We start from the raw sequence: 19168 nt of genomic DNA on the forward strand, positions 1-19168 counted from the left end.
TAATCGATAACCCTTAATTTTCGCACAAAAAAAGGCGACCAATATTGGCCGCCATAGGTCTTTATACTAAGTACTAACTACTAAATACTATTTAAGGCCGCCCTAGGTCTTTATACTAAGTACTAACTACTAAATACTACTTAATGCCGCCATAGGTCTTTATACTAAGTACGAACTACTAAATACTATTTAAGGCCGCCATAGGTCTTTATACTAAGTACTAACTACTAAATACTATCTTATTTATTCAACATAAAAAACAAAAATAGACTATAGTATTTAAGATTTTTCTCTTTAAATATTTCCTTTAGCGTTTGAATAGCTTTTGATTTTGCGAAGTAAACTGTACTCGGCGTTGTATTGAGCATTTCACATATTTCGTTGGTTTCCAGCCCCTCGAAAAAAGACATTTTGAAAACCTTAGCTTGTGTCGCAGGCAATTTCTCTAACTCCTTTGAAATCGCATTTAATAATTCATTATAGATTATTTGAGCTTCGAAATCCTGATCAGGTTGGATTAACAAGTCAAGCGCGTCAGAATCGTGCTTCATGCGATTTACATTTAAATCCACGTAATCATAACAAGCATTTCTGGTAGAAAGGTAAAGAAATGCCCTTACATTCGCCTCCGTTTTTGTTCTTGCTCTACCATTCCATAGCTTATAGAAACTATCCGAAACAATCTCCTCTGCTGCTCCTTTATCCTTCACAATTGAATACGCAAAGAATCGTAGCGAACTTCCATATTTCGACATGTAAAAGGTAAGTCCAGCTTCCTTTCCATTTCTCAAATCTGATAATGGCACTGATGAAGGTATCATAAATTAGTGCTTAGGTTTATCTTTGAAATTACTAAATAGTTTTAATACTATAAAACAAATAGCGTCATTTTGACAATGACGCTATTCCGTGTAAAAATACGTCAAGAGTTAGGAATACTCCTCAATTAACTTTGAACAATTCAACGCCTTCTCAAATAAATCCTGAGGGACGTAGAAGTAATGGTTCGAAGCTTCAAAGCCGATGCGAGAATCTCCCCCCTGAACCGACGCCAAACGTAGAGCCAAATCAATTTCCGATTTCAATATATTTTTCAGCTGCGCTTTGATATCATTAGCATTTGACGATTGAAGTTCCCGTCTAGCCATAATAAACTTTGCCTGATTAACGATGCTTGCGTAGTGTAAATATAGCGCTTCGGCAACATTGATCTCCTGCTGCATCACTTTGCTAATATTTTTGTTCTTCGTTGTAGATTTTAACAGTTCTATCCCTTTTGAAAACCCGTCGCATACCTTCTGAAGTTGGCTTACAAAAACATCTTCAGGGTAAATACTTCGCCAGCTTTTCAAATCATCATAAGGCAATCCTACCATGGTAGCTTTATAATTTGTTTCGTTCTTCCATAAAAGATTGGAAGGACCGGCTTGTAATGGCGCAGTATATACTACACTGATATTGTAAGGAAACTCCCTAAAAGCCATACTAAAAATCTTCCAGGCCTCAGCGACTTTAGCGCCGTACTCTCCATAACGATTATCTGCGACTTTCAATATAGCTTCCTCGAAAGGCATCGATTTGTTTTTGCCTAGCATATCGACTAATTCCAGGTTCGGAGATGGATATCCTCCCAAGCTCCAACCTAACATTAATCCCGTTACTCCGGCATTCCTTAAGTTTGAAATATGTTGTCCAACGTTGTACAATGCAGGGATATATGGTATTGCTCCTATTTCCCAGCTATTGTTGGCTTGAATTTTTGCCATACAGGCTATATCGTTCTCCTTAGCTATTTTCCAATGCTTTGTGGCTCTTGGGCCAGGACCGATGCTGCTTATCGAATACTCGCCTACTTGGCTTTTTATTCCTCCTCGTTCAATGGGCAAACTCCATTCACTCACGCTCATAAAACTCAGCGACTCGTTCTTCAGACTCGGCAATACAACTTCCGCAATACCGTCCTGCCAACCCCAGTCCCAAACAATTAGACGAGGTTTAATAGAATGTTCTTCCTGTGTTTTCTTCGCTTTGGCGTATCCTTGTCCGATGGCGTCAATATATAGATTATTCAACTCCGCGATTACTTTTCCTGGCCCTTTGGGTCCGCAATTTGGACATAAATCTCCTCGATAATGCGACCAACAATGTGTCGGATTCTCGGAGGCACTGATAGAGAAAAAACCACCTAGACCAGGTACGCGTTCCGCTATTACGGAAAGCGAATTTTTTAAATATTCTTGGACTTCTGGTTTACTTGTACATAATGAATTCCCACTACCCTTTAACTGGGGATATTTATCAAAAAATTCTTTCGTTTGATTTCGAGGCTCGTTGAGATACAAATAAATCTTTATACCCTTCTCACCCGCACGATCAACAAGCTTTGCCATATTAGACAATCGCTTTTCCCAGTTCTTGCTTTGTTTCATATCCCAAGGGAAAGGCGATATTTTGCTCAACACAATATGCATCCATATACTGTCGACACCTTTAGCGTGCATTTTCTCTAAATAGGCATCTGGATAAGACTCTGTACTCTCCGACAATAAGGGATCTCCAAATAATGCGAAATAGGGGTAAGCTATTCTTGGACTAAACATGGAATCTCCTTCTTCGACTTTCGTCGGGCTTGCGGCCGATAGCTCTTCGACAAAATGGAAGAAAGGTTCCTCTTGCTTTGGTAATCCATTTGGAAACACGGATTGCAAGCGCTTCTTAAATTTCACCAATTCTGCTTTATCCAAGCTCTTCATACCCTCGGTATAATTCAAAATTTTACATTTAGGCTTTAGATTGCCTAGCTTTACGTAGAAAAAGTCATCTTCAATAAGCGTAAATTCCAAATGTTCACTCGTCCAGTCCATTAAGAGCAAAAGCTGAGATTTCGGCAATAAATGCCAATTTCTTCGTATGACAGTTAGATAACTACGCTCCCACTGCGAATTGCTAACCGCTTGCTCCTTTGGGAGCATCATTTCCCGGGCAAGTCCTCTTATTTGCGACGTTGTTGCGCCTATTGTCTTTGCCATGCGTTCGGTGGGTACCAAGTTCCAATTTCGCCACACAAAAGCATGTATTAAACTGGGAAAATGCGTTGGAATTAAGGCTAGAGGACCGTCGGTGTCAGGCTCTATATGTTGAAACTCATAAGGTATCATTCCTAGGCCAAGAAAGGCTCCAACTGCCAATCCACTACTTGCTAAAAACTGACGTCTATTTATAGATGATGTTAAGGTCATAATATTTACTTTTTTGCAACACAATCAATTTCTACTTTTATCCCCCGCATAAGAACAGACTGTACAGTCGTTCGTGCAGGCTTAATATTTGGAAAATAGGTTCGATAAACGGCGTTAAAGGCGTCGAAATCTTCCATATCCGCTAGATGAACATTACATTTTACGATGTTGTGGAACCCCATTTCTTCTTGCGATAAGATTAGTCTAATGTTTTCCATCGTTTGTCTAGTTTCCTCTTCTATCGTACTTAGCAGAAAAGTTCCCGTTGAAACATCAACAGAGCCTTGACCGCTTACATACATCCAATTATCATCTAATATTGCATCGCTTAAAGGAGGGTCGGATTCTAGCATCCTCATTGGGTGTTTTATACTTTTCATCATTTGGTTTATGGTTTAATATTGTAAAAATCTCTGCATGTGTTCCCCCAGATTGCTGCCTGTTCTACCTCGGTAAGCTTTGAAATATGTTGTTCGACGATAGCACACACTTCCGCATAAGACCCGCCAAGCTTACATACTGGCCAGTCACTTCCAAACATCATTCTATGGGGGCCAAAAACCGATAAGCAAAAATCAATGACTTCCTTAAAATCATCAACTTGCCAACGATTCCAATCCGCTTCAGTAACGAGACCTGCTAATTTGCAGCCTACATGATCCATCGACTTAAACTCACTTATCTCCTTTTTCCAGTCCGTGAAATTTCTATTCTTAATGTCCGGCTTACCAATATGGTCTATTATTAATTTCTGATCAGAAAATGTCTTACAAAATTCTAAAGCTATCTCTAGGTGTTTCGGGTAAATCAATACATCGTAGGTAAAATTGTACTTCTTCAACAGAGCGATTCCATTCATAAAAGATGGTTTCAATAAAAAGTTTAGATCAGGCTCAGATTGAACAATATGTCTAAATCCCTTCATCAGGTTATCCTCCGCGTAGAAAGCAAGTCTTTCTTCGATGTTGTTGCTCCGAAAATCGACCCAGCCAACGACCGCAACGAAGGAAGGGTGCTGTTTAGCGAGTGTCAATAGAAAATAGTTCTCCTTTTCACTCTGATCCGCTTGCACTAAAATGCCTTGTTCGATGCCTGCATCGTTCATCTGATGCAATAAATCATCGGGCATATAGTCAGACTTTAAGACTTCCATCTCGTCGGTAATCCAAGCATCTTTTATCGGATGGTATTTCCAGAAATGGATATGGCTATCTATTTTCATCATAATATTCAGGCTAAACAGGAAGGTCCTGCCGGTTCAAAAAACTTATAGCCAAGCGAAAACTCAAAGTGCCCTAATTCTTCTGCTTTTGTTCGTTTGCCACCTGCTGCTTCGGCAATACGAAGAATGATCTCATTCGCAATATCGTCCAAACTGCTCTCTCCCAATAGTATTTTTCCAGCATTCACATCCATGTTTTCCTCCAAACGCACATAATTCTCCGGATTTGCCATAATTTTTATAACGGGCGATATTGCAGAACCAGCAACTGAGCCCCTTCCGGTGGTAAATAAAATACAATGAGCACCCGAAGCGATCAATTCATTCATTTCCGAGATATCATTTGGATTTGGAAAACCGAATGTAGGCTCACCATCAGGTACAATATCCATTAGATATAATCCAGGAACCGTCGGTAGGTCGCAAGGCTTTAATACTCCAACTATTGCTGATGATCCGCTCTTACAGTAGGCTCCGATAGATTTTTCCTCCAATGTGGTCAGACCGCCTTCGGCATTTCCAGGCGCAAAACTTCCATGCCCCATTTTCGCATAATAAGATGCGGCCTTTAGTATCGTGTTTTTTAATTCCTCACCTAGGTCTGGACGACTTGCTCTACGTTTCAAATCGTCCTCTAATCCAATCATTTCGCCTGTATTTTCAAAAATACAGGTACTCTCAAGCGTTTGTAATTTATCAAATGCTAATCCCGTAGCCGGATTGGCAGTTAGTCCACTTGTCGCGTCGCTTCCTCCGGAAACCACGCCTATAATCATATCTTTCCAATAAATATCAGTTCGAGGAACTTGCTCTAATTGCGCTAATGCAAACGTGATAAACTGCTTACCCTCCTCGATGGCCATTTTCGTACCTCCAGTCTGTTGAATACCTACTAGCTTTACCGGTCTGCTGGAAGCCTCCACATGCTTGAACAGTGAGCTTCCGTTAAAACTCTCACATCCCAGAGAAACCAATAACACGGCTCCGACATTTGGTTGGGTACAAAGCGAATGCATCATTCGCTCGGCGTAGCTATTCGGATAACAGCCACTAAATCCAATCATTTGAACTTGTTGTTCATCAAATTGTAGCGCTATTTTTTGAGCGACATGCCTAGCACACTCTACTAAATAAACAATTAGAACAATGTTTCTAATTCCTTTCCTACCATCCGCGCGTAAATAACCACTGCCTAGACTGTTGTTTTTACTTGTTATCAAATCGTTCATCCTTAGAATATGTTGGTAAATAATCGCTTTTCAAATTATGTAAATGCACATGTTCTCCAAGTTGGATTTTCTTCGTGGCAGAACCGATCTTCATACCAAACTTGATGACTTTCTCACCTATTTGGATGTTACAGGCAGCGATTTTATGCCCTCGCCCCAAATCATAGGGAATTTTAATCGGGTTGCCATTAATCTCAATGATTTCACCTGATACAACAGGCTCTTTCAGAACATAGACATTATCGTCATCATTAATCTTATATAACTTTTCCATCGATTTAAACGTTAATGTGGTCTCAGTTTACTGCCTATTAAAGCATAGAATAACAGATATAGATATGCTGGAATACAGACTGAATAGGCGATTTGATGTCCATACAGATCCGCCAAATAACCGAAGATTAAAGGAAGAATTGCCCCCCCAATAATACCCATCACCAATACAGAAGCTCCTTTTTTAGTAAATCGTCCTAGGTCACGTAATGCTAAAGGAAATACCGTCGGCCATAGTAGGGAGTTTGCGAACCCCAGAGCGGCGACGAAATAGATGGACATGATTGGTTCTACAATCAATATGACTATTGTAGTTACTATACCCAAAAGTGTGCATATAACTAATCCTTGTCTTTGTGAGAGTCGCTTTGGGATTAGGCTTACGCCACACAAATAGCCAAACACCATTCCAAAGGTCGTATACCAAACATAGTGTTCAGGATGTTCGAGATTTAAGCTTTTAGCATAATCATTGATTGATCCAAGAGCGATTATTTCCACTCCGACATCAAAGAATATTGCAATGGCACCGAGATATAGGTGTGGGATTTGAAATATGGATGATTTTGTATTCCCATAAACACTTGTATCAAGTTCGTCGATTGCGCTGTCTTCACCAGGTGCTGAAATTTCCGGTAATGGAGAAAAGTAGATAGCAATACCCACTAAAATGGCAATGACAGCAATACTGTAAAAAGGAATCTTTAGGTGGTTGATATCTACATCTTGCAAGTCTAAGAACAGGGCTAATATAAAGGACGCACCTGCGAGTGCCAGCTTATCCGCTATTCCCATGATACTGATTCGTTTGGCTGCAGAATCCGGTGATCCAAGTATTGTTACGTAAGAATTGATGGAATCCGTGAGCAAGGTCTGAGCAATTCCCAATACAAAAAGGCCGAAAAGGAATAATTCAAAACTAGCTGACTGGGAAGAAAAGGCTATTAATGTGAATCCAACCGCCAATATGAAAAATGAGGTACAAATAGAATTACGGTATCCAATCTTTTTTAGCAACATCGCCGAGGGAATGGCAAACAGCACGTAAGCCGAAAAGGTAGCCGTCATAATCAGATAGGAGGTTGCTCTTTTTAAGGCAAATGCTTCCTGTACAAAAGGTATGAAATAGGCATTTATGCCTATAGAAAAGCCCAATACCGCATACATACACCCGATAATGATCAAATAAAGCCTAACATTTGTAGATGACAATGTCTTCATAATCTTGATATTAGGATTTCGGCTTCAATTTATCTTTCAAATGATCCTTAACTCTGGCTAGTACAGCTTCACCATATTCCAAGCTGGCGTCTTTTGCAGTCTGCGTGTACCATTTATCCTCCGAGAAATGATCCATATACACCCCTTCAGGACAAACAGCCATCATTAATGCTGTTTCTAGTTTCCCGGCATGATCTATAGGATAATCCTTCTGAATAGAATCGGACAATAATGGATAAGCTTGAATCCAATTAAATGGATTATCGCCTTCCTCATGGCCTTCATAATAATTTGCAGATTCTGCTTTACCCCACCAACCTTCACCAAATTGGCGCTCAATAAAATCGAACAAGGTTTGCCGTGCTGCTAATTTGAAAGATAGATCAGTTGGCATCCCTGCTGCAAAGTTTTCACTCTGATGATGCACAATGACATGGATATTTCGAAAACCAATCCTTAGCAAGTTCATAAATAATGAACTTGCAAAAGGATAAAGTATATCTGGCCGATTATGTATACTACCATTTGCTTCAGGCCCTTCGACCGCGTAGCTTGCAGCGCCATAATAAAAGGCTGGTAAAATAATAAAGGGAACTTCGTTTTCTAATTGTGCTAACGTTTCCGTAATCACCAAAGTGTCTACTCCTGTGCATAAATGCTCTCCATGATATTCCAACACACCTAATGGAAGAACGACCGGAATGTTGTCAGCTATCGCCTTACGAATCTGTGTCGGAATCATTAATTCGTATCTCATATTAAATTAGTTTTAGCGTTCATAACTACCAACCTTGGTTCTGTTCTAGGTTTCCATTTTTATCAATTTCGCCTTGTGGAATCGGCATAAAATACATTTTGCTTTCAAACACGATCGGTGTTGGATCGACTTCAGGATAAGCATATGTGAAGCTGCCGTCAGCATGCTTTGTTATTAAGGCTCCGTGATATTTTTTCCCGTTCAAAAATGTTTCTGCCAATTTCCATCGTCTTAGATCCCAATATCTCTTTTTCTCAAAGCACATTTCCACGTAACGTTCGTTACGAATCAAATCGCGCATCTGTACTTTATTTAGTGATCCTACCGCCAAATCTGTTGTTATACCTGCGCGTTTTCGAAGTGTATTCAACGCTTGATAGACGGAAGCATCTGGCGCGGAAAGCGCCTCATTCTGAGCCTCTGCATAATTCAACAACACCTCTGCATAGCGCAGTTCTATCCATGGCTGGTCACTTCCTGTGCTTCCGGTATAGATTGTATTATCCGGATTGATAGCTTTTCGCGTATAGTAGCTCGTTATGGTGTTATAGATCGTGTTCTCTTTTGAGGCATCATAATCTCTACCACCTGAGTATGTTTCCAACGTGATTTCACGAACCGGCGGACCGGAAGTTGTTCCCTTGACTTTAGACCCATTAAATGCGATGAATGCATAAAATCGATCGTCGCGACCGACATAGGGATCATTCGGATTATAATTCGATCCTGCTTCTTTGATTCCTTTTCCGTTCTTCATCGGAAATGCATCTACCAACTCCTGCAATGGAGATAGTTGACCAGCATTGTTATTGGCAAGGATTAGGGGTCTTAAACCGGCATCCCAACTGTGTTGCTTTTCTGGCAACTTGTATTGGATTTCAAAGATTGACTCTACATGATTATTTGCTTTATCTAACCATATTTTATTCAAGTCGGGATACAAACTATATCTGTTCAAATCCATCAATTCTTTATTTGCTTTTGCAGCGTCTGCCCAGAGCGCGTTGTTATTTTCCTGATTATAGAGGGGACTCGCATGATACAACAAAACCCTTCCCAACAGGGCCATGGCCGAGCCTTGCGATGCTCTTCCTCTTGGGGCTGAAGCAGGTAATTCGTCCGTAGCCAGTTTTAATTCAGTAGCGATGAACTCGAACGTTTCCTTAACGCCTGCTCTTTTTACCATTAAATCATCTGAGATATTTTGTGCTGTTGTAATAATTGGAACTCCGCCATAACGCTTGACCATATCAAAATATAGAAATGCTCTTAGAAAGCGTGCTTCGCCTTTCAGGCGTTTTCGCGTATCCTCGTCAAGTGTAGCGGCATCTATTTTCGACAGAAACTCATTTGCACGACGAACCTGTTGATAGGCCCAAAAACCGAGAGGATTATATGTTTGATCCCATTGGCCACGAAGTATTTGGTTTGGCGCATCCCCTGTATAATTGCATCGTCCTTCGTCAACTATGTTGTCTTGCGTATTTGAATACTCGTATCCTTGTCGGTCATTATACATTTGATTGACTAATAGTTCAATCAATTTGCCATCTGACCATACGTCTTCTTCCGAAATAGCCGATGGATTCTTGGGGTCTAAAAAGTCTGACTCGCAGGAAGAAAAGGCGAAAGTAAAGAAAGCGACTATTGCTATATATTTTGTGAATTTCATAACGTTAATAATTAAAATGAAAGCATAACACCTAGGTTGTAATTACGTTGTTGCGGATAGTAGTTTCCTGCACCGGTTGCAGCTTCAGGATCTAACTCATCGATTTGGCTAATCGTGAATAGATTAAATCCGGAAACATAAATTCTCATCTTATTGACTTTGATTTTATCGAGCCAATCACCAGAGAAATTATAGCCTAAGTCCAACGATTTTAAGCGAACATAACCCGCTTTGCGCAGCCAGAAATTAGAATCGCGATTATTTATCGATCGAGAGTCAACCCATGCAAGCGGATATTTCGCGTCGGTATTCTCAGGAGACCATGAATCAGCAAAATAAGCGAAGTTATTACTTGACCCGCCGTTCAAATACATCACTCGTCCAGCGGCAGTCAACATCATATTACGTTGTGACGCACCTTGGAAAAAGAAATTCATATCTACGTTCTTCCAGGATAGCGATCCATTAAAGCCATACATTATACGTGGTTCACTTCCATAGTTGGCAATGACTTTTTGATCTTGAATAGTAATTGCGCCATCGCCATCAATATCCGCATATTTGATATCGCCTGGAAGACTTTGCAATCCAAACTGCTTGCCGCCAAACCATGAATTAGCTTCTTCTTTTGATCGAAATAAACCCAATGCTTCGTATCCTGCACGGTAACCAATAGGGCGTCCTAGTTGTTTATTAAAATCCATCGCATTCGCAGGATCGTCTATTTGCGTTACTTCATTTGTCGCATAAGAACCCACTAGCCTAAAATTGTAACTCCAGTCATTAACAGCGTTCTGATGGCCGATAGTGAATTCGACACCCTTACTTTTAACTTTGGCATAATTCTCATTTGGCAATTGGCGGCCAAAAGTTCCAGGCACCGATCTATCCTTGCTCCAAAGGATGTCGCGGGTGTGTCGGAAGAAATAGTCGACTTCGAAGTTCAGCATAGAATTCCATAAGCTCCATTCCAATCCAATGTTGGTGTTATCTTGTTTTTCCCAAGTGATATTGTAATTCGGATATACGCCGTATCCGACCTGCGGCACAGCTTTTCCATCGACCACAGGGCCAGCCCCAGTGATGATCGAATAACTTTCCAAAAACTGATAGGCATTCACTCGATCATTTCCAATCAGACCTTTAGAAACGCGTAGCTTTAGGTTATTGATAAAGTTCAAACTTTCATTGTTCTTGAAAAAGGGTTCTTCCGAAATTCTCCATCCAGCAGAAACTGCGGGGAAGAATCCGAAGCGACTCTCTGTTGGAAAACGATAAGAGCCATCATATCTAAATGTCCCCTCAAACAAATATTTCCCTGCGTAAGCATAATTTACACGTCCCACAAGCGAACGTCGCGCATCGTTGATATATCCACGTCCATCAATCGATTGGTTAGTTGGTCCACTCGCAAAAAATTCATCTTTGATATTAGATATAAAATCTTCCTTTCTAGCGGTAAAGTTTTTACCTTTTGCGCCATATTGCTCATACAACAACATACCGCCAAGGCTATGATTATTAAAATCTCGGGCGTAGTTCAAGGAAATATTGTAAGTCGTATTAGTCAAGGCATCAAAACCTTCTGTTAAAGACGTTTTACTACCGACCATTTTTTCATTCGTTACATTTCCCTGCGCATCCTCATCGTACATCGTATAGGGCATTGCAAACACCTTATTGAAATAATGTTGTTTGTAATACGAGAAATTTCCATTGAGAGCGAGCCCTTCAGTAAGTACATCTAGCTTTTGATTGAAGAATAAAGTCCCTTGAAAAATGTCGTATTCTTGATCCTTGTATCCAGAGTTTTTTATCATCTCTACAGGATGGGAGCCCGTAGTATTAGCCGCTCTACCACTTGGGTGGTATGCTAAGCGGGTTGGTGAAGCGTTGATAACACGGTGAAAGATTTCCGAAGCGTCCCAACTTGGGGATTCAAAAAGCTCTTGTCGTGCTTCTAGGTTTAACCCAACGGTTAGACTATTTGTTATCGAGGCATCGATATTCGAACGAATATTATATCGTTTGAAACCAATATTATCGTATAGCCCGGTTTGATTCAAATAACCAAGCGAACCGAAATATCGAACAGATTCACTACCGCCCTGGAGACTTAAATTATGTTGATTTTGAGGGCTACGATCTTTAAATGTCTCAGCATACCAATCAGTTCCGTTTTCCTTAAATTTCTGTAATTCCGCGTCAGTATAGAAGTTATTTGCCTGTGCGGGATTATTTGGGTCGTATCCTTGATTATAGAATGCCTGATTGCGCGTAACGCCATAGTCGTAAGCGGTCATTAACGTTGGATATTGGGTTGGCTCCTGCAGGCCCACCATACCTGAATATGTCAAAACAGGTTTTCCGACTTTTCCTCTCTTTGTGGTTATCAAGATAACCCCGTTTGCTGCACGAGCGCCATAGACTGCCGCGGCTGATGCGTCTTTCAAAACGGAGATGCTAGCGACTTCATTTGGATCGATATTTCCAAAGCCATCGGAACGAACAACCCCATCGACTACAACCAGTGGGTTATTATCGTTCAATGTACTCAATCCACGAACACGAATAGTGGATCCGCTTCCCGGGCGACCATCAGAGTTCACAGAGGAAACCCCAGGCATACGCCCCCCGATGGCATTCGATAGGTTATTTGTTGGTGTTTTTGCGATTTCATCCCCACTAACCGTGGCGACAGAACCTGTTAAATTGATTTTCTTCTGCGTACCATATCCAACTACGACAACCTCATCAATATCATCGACAACCTCCAATAAGGTAATATTTACATTTGATCGATTGCCAATTGCAACTTCTTTACTCGAAAACCCCATCAAACTAACAACTAGGACAGGGTTTTGGATAGCATAGGATAATGAATACTCACCTCTTTCATTAGTTGAAACAGCCGCAGGAGTTCCTTTTATCGTCACGGTAGCCCCTGCTAAAGGCTCTCCTGAATCTTTGCTAACAACGCCTTGAACGGTGCTTTGTTGATTCCAACCGTTAAGACTCTCGGTATGAATTTGCAATTTTTGAGGCTTCAGATATCCATTCTGCTCTTGCTTAATTACGATGATGTCATCTTGCATTTCCCATGAAACTGGTTTCCCTTTCAAGAGCGACTCCAAAGCGAGCGATAAATCCATCGACTTCACATTAATATTCACCTTAAGCTCAGCTAGTTTTCTCCCGTTTAGAAAAAACTGTTTGCCGGTCTGCTGTTGAATGCTCCGCATCGCCTGTACCAAAGTAATGCCCTCCCCCTTCAGGGTGACCTGCTGCGCAATTCCATTCCCTAGAACGGTGCAGATATTTAAGAAAGTTAATAAGACTATTAATTTCATGGCTAGTAAAAATGGCTTCCCTAAAGACCTGATTCGGTCTTTAACAATTGAATAAAAAATCATAATTTTAAGTGGTTTAAATTGTTTCTGTTGCTTTTAATTGGCCTTCCTATTGTTCAATTGATGTAATAATCGATTTAAATCACGTCCAAATAGTGTAGCAGCACTATTTGGACTCCTTTTGAATCCATTATTTCTTGACTACTAACCGAAAACGGTTATCTTGTTTTTCCATTCTGAATTTTACACCTCCTTTTTCTAGTGTTTTTAGTACTGTGGTTAATTTGTTGGAACGATTTATTTCCGCATAAAATTGAGATTGTGGGATCTCTCCTTCGTAGCGAACATCGAAATCATACCATCTACTCAATACGTTCAATGCTTGGCTTAGGTCAGTATTGTTGAAAATGAACTTATTATCTTTCCATCCTAAAACGTCGTCAGTGTTAAACTGTGTCTTCTCGATAGCTGAATTGCTAATGATCGACTGTTCTCCTGGATTTAGATTTAATTTTCCCGCAGGTCTGTGTGCTTCCCTCACACGGACTTTACCATGTACTAAACTTGTTTTCTCAACCTTATCGTCAGCGTAAGCTTCTACATTAAATGCAGTGCCTAACACTTCTATAATTTGTCTTTTAGTATGTATTAAAAACGGTGTCCGAACCTGCTCTTGATCTGCATGGTCCTGATGATATCTTGTGGAAACTTCGAAATATCCTTCGCCTGACAGCTCTACCAATCGCTCATTGTTTTTAAACTTCAGAGGATATTTCAACACAGATCCAGAGTTTAACCAAACCTTCGTTCCGTCGCCTAAAACGAGATGATAATTACCCCCTTTCGGAACCTCCAAACTAAGCATCTCAATATTGGATAGTTCAGAGTCATTGCCAACGGATGTTCCATCAACATAGGATAAACCGTTATCTATTAGAAGTCCAGACTTTGCGGAGTTAAGCTCGATAACTTTCCCATTATCGAGTCGCAGAATTGCTTTAGAAGATGGTGTTGGAATTTCACTAACAATCTCGATATTAGAACTATTTCGACTTTGTTGATATAAAATAAATAAAGTAGAAATGGAGAGTGTGATCAGTAATAGACTCGCTATACGAAGCCAGGACATTCGTTTTAGTTTAACTGGAGGAATGTTAATTTCATGATCTCGAATCTTTCGAATGGTTTGAATCTTCAACCTTTCCTCCCAGGAATCATTATCTGATTTTTCTAATTCTAGTTTTTCAACTAAATCATCCCACAGCACACCATCCTCTCCAATTTTTTCCAATAGCTGGTGGAAATAAGGGTTTGCGGAAGCATAGTTTTCCAGAATAGTTAATTCTTCTTCGCTAATACTACCATCGATTCGCTTCTGTAAAAGCGATAATATTTCATCGAGATTATACATTGGTTATTGACAATTTCACTAGAAACGGAAAACTGTATTAAACCTTAGCAAAAAGTGTCATTTTTTTTCATGGAGAAACAAACATCATAAATCGAAGCTGCGAGACGAATCGGATATTGCCATCCGTGACTATTCAAATCATCCCTCCTTCCCTTCAACAAATAGTAGATAACCCTTAATTTTCGCACAAAAAAAGGCGACCAATATTGGCCGCCATAGGTCTTTATACTAATACTAAGTACTAAATTCTACTTCAATATTTTCTTCAGCACTTTCGTATAAGCATCCGAAATCTTCTTCATGCCGATATCGTTAGGATGTGCATAATCCACGGTCGATTCGATATCAAAGCCAATATCTTGACTTGACACCCAATACAAATTCTTGTCGCCTTTCGCTTTGATCTCTTTAAAAGTCTCGAATGCAACCACCGAAGAGGAGCCATATTCTGAAAGGTTGGTTTTGCTCATAATACCCGGCACTTCGCTGGAGCTGTGTGCCATCAGCATAATGGGCGTCGTGGGATGCTTTTTACGCAAGGTCGAAACCGCATTGATTATTAACTTTTTCAAGTCATCGGCAGAACGATCTTTGGTAAGTGCAAGATTAGGAATACAATCCAGCAGATATGCAGCAGCATCGACCTCATTGATGAGGTCGAGAATAGGCTGTTCCAGTCTTCCATTTCCGGAGAATGCCAGATTGATGACCGGTTGGCTAAAATTACGACCAAGCATATTTGTCCATCCTAAGCCTGGGCGTGTCGCGCATGCTCCTTGGGCAATCGAAGTACCATAAACGATAATTGGCTTTTCAGTATTCTTTGTGAACTCAAAGCTCGCCCCCTCCTTAACGCCGATTTCCATCCAATCAACCGCATTATACAAGGGAAGATAAAGCCTGTACTGGTTTCCTCTCCCCGTTGGCACTGCAAGGTTTACATAGTCGTAAGTAATGGTGTCAGCGAACTTATACTTGCCAAAAGACCACTTCCAGTCGCCTGCTTTCTCACCTTTTGCATATAAATCAACGCCGCTCACACCTGTAGTCGGCATATGGGGCATATTTAAGGCATTACGCACCTTATAGCGCACGGCCACTTCGGGTGAGTTTGAAATAAACTCCACATAGATACCTGCCGCTTGCTGACCTAGGTGCCACACCGGTTCACGAACTTCGGTTTTTAAATTCAAAGGCAAACGAGCATAGGCATCTTCTGCTTTTAAAGCTGCTGTACGCCCCTGCAAAGCTGATTCTTTTAGTGGGTTATGCCAAGAAATATTCTGCGCGAACAGACTCCCTGTTGCTACAAGCAAGAAAAGAGAGCTTAATAAGCTCTCTTTCCAGTTATGAAGTGTTTTCTTCATTATAATACTTTTACCGTTACATTCCTCAACCAAATATCGTCGCCGTGGTCTTGGAATCCAATAACCCCCGCCTTCTCTTTGCCACCTACGGTGCTTAATAACTCAAACGCCAAAGGCCATTTTTCCTTGCTGAATTTGCTGGCTTGTAGCAATTCGATCCAAGATGGAGTCCATAATTCATATTCCACCACTTTCTCGTCGTTCTGATAGTGCGTTACTTTCCCTTTGTTCACCACAATCTTCGCTCTATTCCACTGCCCGGCAGGGAAAGCATTTTGCGGTTTCGCCGGAATCATATCATACAGCGATGCAGATTTACGGTTACCATCAACCCCCTGCTTGGCATCCGGGTGATTTTGATTATCCAGTAATTGGTATTCTGGAGATGAAATATAGATTGGTTGGTTTTTAACCTCTTTGGCTAAGAAAAATACACCCGAGTTTCCTGCCTGTGAGATTTTCCATTCGAACTCTAGTTCAAAGTTTTTGAAATCGTGAGCAAAAATAATATCGCCACCCTCCGCCTTGGCATTGCCTCCCGGTGCTTTCGAGAATTTTAATGTACCATTGTCGATTGCCCATTTTGCAGGCACATGGTCTTTATTGTATCCTCTCCATCCATTTAAGGAAGAACCATCAAACAATACATAAGCTCCCGCAGAATTCTTTTTGAAATCCTTTAAGTTGACCTTCGGAAGTTTATTTAATTCGTATACAGGCTGCGCTTGAGGCGCGGTAGTAGATGATTTTGTTGCACATGATCCTAATGTTAATCCAAATGCAACAATTAATCCATACCCAAAATTTCTTTTCATAGTCATTAGTCGATTAAGTTGAAAGATTAAATTTAATGAAACAAATTGTAAATGCAAGGTTTAAAATTGTTGTCCTTCCATGTCGCCCATATCATTCTGTTCTCTTTTTTCTTTCTTATTTAAGTCTTGAATACCGAAACGGTAAGAGAATGAGAGAGTCACCATTCGGCGCATCCATCGATGCGAGAAATGCATTTGGCGATCGGCTAAATAGTTCTTCATCTCAAATTTGCGGGTGTTGAACACATCTCTAGCGTTCAAACTCAAGGTTCCCTTTTTCTTTAAGATATCTTTCTTCAGCGCCACATCTACTCCTTTCATCGGTTCCATCTGCCCCTGCATGGTCTTCATGCCGCTGCGATAATCACCGCGAACCTGAGCAGAGAATGTAGGCGTAAATTTCAGGTTCGTCGTCAAGTTTCCATTCCAGTTGAATGATTCGCGCTCGTTCAACCCCAATCCCGGTTTTGGATTAAATTTGATTGAAGATAAGTTTAAGTTTCCTGTAACATCCCACCAGCTAAATAGATTGACTTTCGAGATTAACTCGAAACCGGCAACATCCATATCAGAAGCATTTTCCCATTTCGAATAATTTACATTGGTGCGGTCACCAACAATCTCCGAAATCATCGATGGATCGTATAGGACGGGTTGTACTTCATCGTTTACTCGACGATAGAAAGCTGAAGCTACAAAGTTCCATTTCTCATAGAATTTGGAGAAGCCGAGCTCCATAGCATGGATATCCTCCGGCAATAGGTTCGGATTACCCTGCATAAAATTCTGTTCATCCGACATGTTGATAAATGGATTCACCTGCCAACCCCTAGGGCGTTGTACGCGTCGAGAATAGCTTAACTGAATCTTATCCGTCTTAGCCTCTCCTACTCCATAACTCAGGAATACACTTGGGTATAAGCGGAAATAATCTAACTTACCATCCGCGCGGATAGGAACAGTGGGTGCATCCTCATCATAAGAATAGATGCTGGTATTTAAATAAGCTTGCTCAGCACGCAAACCGAACTGTGCCCCTAATCGGTGAGTCAATTTACGTTGATAATTGGCGTATAGCGCATGTACGGCACTGCTCATATCGAAATCATTCGTCACAGAAAAATCTGTTGCAAATTCATTTGTAAGGGTGTCTAATAATTCGGAATACTGGCTTTCATCAGCATAGCGCAAGATCGAGCGGTATCCAGCTTCAAACTTATGGTCCTCGCCTAATGGGAGTGTATAATCCAATTGAAAGTTCCAGTTTCTACCCAGTTCAGAAGTCGTATTCTGACGTCTTAAATCGGCAATACCGCTGGCATAGGTCTGATGAAAATCGTTGGTACCATCTTCCGTGTCATAACCAAAAGAAACATTAGCCATCAGCTCCTCGCCTTGTCGTTTAAAGGTGCGCTTATAGTCCAATTGTGCATCAACTCCAAAGTCCTGCTCTTCCTGCATCGCGTTTCTAAAACTGCTCGCACCGTATTCCGGTATATTCCAATATTGATAGTTGATTTTACGTCCGCGTTCATTGTCACGAATACTAAAGTTCCCCGCAATGCTCAGTGAGTTTTTATCATTGATATAATAATCGGATCCTAAACGTATCGTATGGTTATAGCCCAAACGAGAACTCTCATCTTCACTGCGCGTGCGCGGGCTTAAATCCGTAACCTGTCTGTTGATATACTCCGTATTATCGTTGAAGCCATCACCCATAGAGTTTCTTCTGGCAAAGTTGTAGCTACCGAAGTAATTTATCTTGCCAGGTCGGTAGTTTAGTGTAACCCCGCCGTTTGCATTTTCATAATTTCCTACAGATGCATTGACCGAACCGTTCAGTCCTAGTCGTGCATTCTTCTTCAAGATAATATTCACGATACCCGACTGCCCTTCGGCATCATAGCGAGCGGATGGATTGGTGATAATTTCCACCTTATCAATCGCCTCAGCAGGCAAAGATTGCAAGAAGGCATTGATGTCGGAACCAGCCATAGCCGACTCCTTGCCATCCACTAGAATGCGTACGGATGTAGATCCCCGAAGACTGATTGCCCCATCAGACTCAACCTGCAAGGTTGGTACATTGCCCAACAATTCTTGCGCACTCCCTCCAATGCTTATGGTGCTCTGCGACACATCGAACACCTTTTTGTCGATACCAATCTGTAAGTCAGGCACCCTTCCTTGCACCACAACTTCTTCAATTTGCTTTCCGTCTTCTAGAAGCGTGATTTTTCCAAGATTGAGATCCTGATTCGCTGTAATGCTAATATTGCCTCTATTATACGTTTCATGACCGAGAAAACTTATTTGAATACGATAGGTTCCTGCCGATAGGTCTTCAAATCTGAATGTTCCAGCATTGCTTGTTTGTTGACCTTTCTGAGCGCCCTGCGAAGCCGCAGGAATCAGATTTACGCTAGCACCAACGGCTAAAGTTGTCCCGTCTTGTTCATAGACAGTTCCACGGATAATACCTTTTTGAGCAAATAAAATAAATGGAAATAGGAATAGGATGAGGAGTAGTTGATTCTTCTGCATGCAATATCTTCGTTTCTAGTGATAAGATGCAAAATTGCAGAATAAAGAGGGAAGTAAACCCATCG

14 protein-coding genes are annotated in these 19168 nt (G+C 41.0%); all 14 read right to left on the reverse strand.

Features of this window, described 5'->3' with window-relative positions; translation table 11 throughout:
* Positions 1-239: 239 nt before the first annotated feature.
* Positions 240-821 carry an RNA polymerase sigma factor gene (locus tag QYC40_RS14270; protein WP_301990795.1) on the reverse strand — a complete coding sequence of 194 codons (582 nt, stop codon included), beginning with the start codon at positions 819-821 and terminating at the stop codon, positions 240-242.
* Positions 822-929: 108 nt separating this feature from the next.
* Positions 930-3239 carry a hypothetical protein gene (locus QYC40_RS14275; protein WP_301990796.1) on the reverse strand — a complete coding sequence of 770 codons (2310 nt, stop codon included), beginning with the start codon at positions 3237-3239 and terminating at the stop codon, positions 930-932.
* Positions 3240-3244: 5 nt separating this feature from the next.
* Positions 3245-3598 (reverse strand): RidA family protein, encoded by a 354-nt coding sequence (locus QYC40_RS14280; RefSeq protein WP_301990797.1) that lies wholly within the window; start codon positions 3596-3598, stop codon positions 3245-3247.
* 29 nt (positions 3599-3627) lie between these two features.
* Positions 3628-4464: an amidohydrolase gene (locus QYC40_RS14285; RefSeq protein WP_301990798.1), complete on the reverse strand. Its 837-nt coding sequence runs from the start codon at positions 4462-4464 to the stop codon at positions 3628-3630.
* A 5-nt stretch (positions 4465-4469) separates the two neighbouring features.
* Positions 4470-5690 (reverse strand): UxaA family hydrolase, encoded by a 1221-nt coding sequence (locus QYC40_RS14290; protein WP_301990799.1) that lies wholly within the window; start codon positions 5688-5690, stop codon positions 4470-4472.
* Positions 5668-5964, reverse strand: a complete 297-nt coding sequence (locus QYC40_RS14295) for a UxaA family hydrolase (protein WP_301990800.1) — start codon at positions 5962-5964, stop codon at positions 5668-5670. Before QYC40_RS14295 ends, QYC40_RS14290 begins: the two co-directional genes overlap by 23 nt.
* Positions 5965-5975: 11 nt before the next feature.
* Positions 5976-7184: a glucose/galactose MFS transporter gene (gene gluP, locus QYC40_RS14300; RefSeq protein ID WP_301990801.1), complete on the reverse strand. Its 1209-nt coding sequence runs from the start codon at positions 7182-7184 to the stop codon at positions 5976-5978.
* 10 nt (positions 7185-7194) lie between these two features.
* Positions 7195-7941 (reverse strand): creatininase family protein, encoded by a 747-nt coding sequence (locus QYC40_RS14305; RefSeq protein ID WP_301990802.1) that lies wholly within the window; start codon positions 7939-7941, stop codon positions 7195-7197.
* A gap of 25 nt (positions 7942-7966) precedes the next feature.
* Positions 7967-9613, reverse strand: coding sequence for a RagB/SusD family nutrient uptake outer membrane protein (locus QYC40_RS14310; RefSeq protein ID WP_301990803.1), 1647 nt, complete (start codon positions 9611-9613; stop codon positions 7967-7969).
* Between the two features lie 11 nt (positions 9614-9624).
* Entirely contained in the window at positions 9625-12963 is a 3339-nt protein-coding gene (locus QYC40_RS14315) for a TonB-dependent receptor (protein ID WP_301990804.1), read from the reverse strand.
* Between the two features lie 190 nt (positions 12964-13153).
* Positions 13154-14374, reverse strand: a complete 1221-nt coding sequence (locus QYC40_RS14320; RefSeq protein WP_301990805.1) for a FecR family protein — start codon at positions 14372-14374, stop codon at positions 13154-13156.
* Between the two features lie 248 nt (positions 14375-14622).
* On the reverse strand, positions 14623-15741 hold the full coding sequence (locus QYC40_RS14325) for an SGNH/GDSL hydrolase family protein (protein WP_301990806.1): 1119 nt from the start codon (positions 15739-15741) through the stop codon (positions 14623-14625).
* Positions 15741-16556: a DUF1080 domain-containing protein gene (locus QYC40_RS14330; RefSeq protein WP_301990807.1), complete on the reverse strand. Its 816-nt coding sequence runs from the start codon at positions 16554-16556 to the stop codon at positions 15741-15743. The genes QYC40_RS14325 and QYC40_RS14330 overlap by 1 nt, the downstream gene beginning before the upstream one ends.
* Before the next feature lie 60 nt (positions 16557-16616).
* Positions 16617-19103 carry a TonB-dependent receptor gene (locus QYC40_RS14335; RefSeq protein WP_301990808.1) on the reverse strand — a complete coding sequence of 829 codons (2487 nt, stop codon included), beginning with the start codon at positions 19101-19103 and terminating at the stop codon, positions 16617-16619.
* Between the last annotated feature and the right edge of the window lie 65 nt (positions 19104-19168).

The sequence above is a fragment of the Sphingobacterium sp. BN32 genome (assembly GCF_030503615.1).
Classification (GTDB): Bacteria; Bacteroidota; Bacteroidia; order Sphingobacteriales; family Sphingobacteriaceae; genus Sphingobacterium.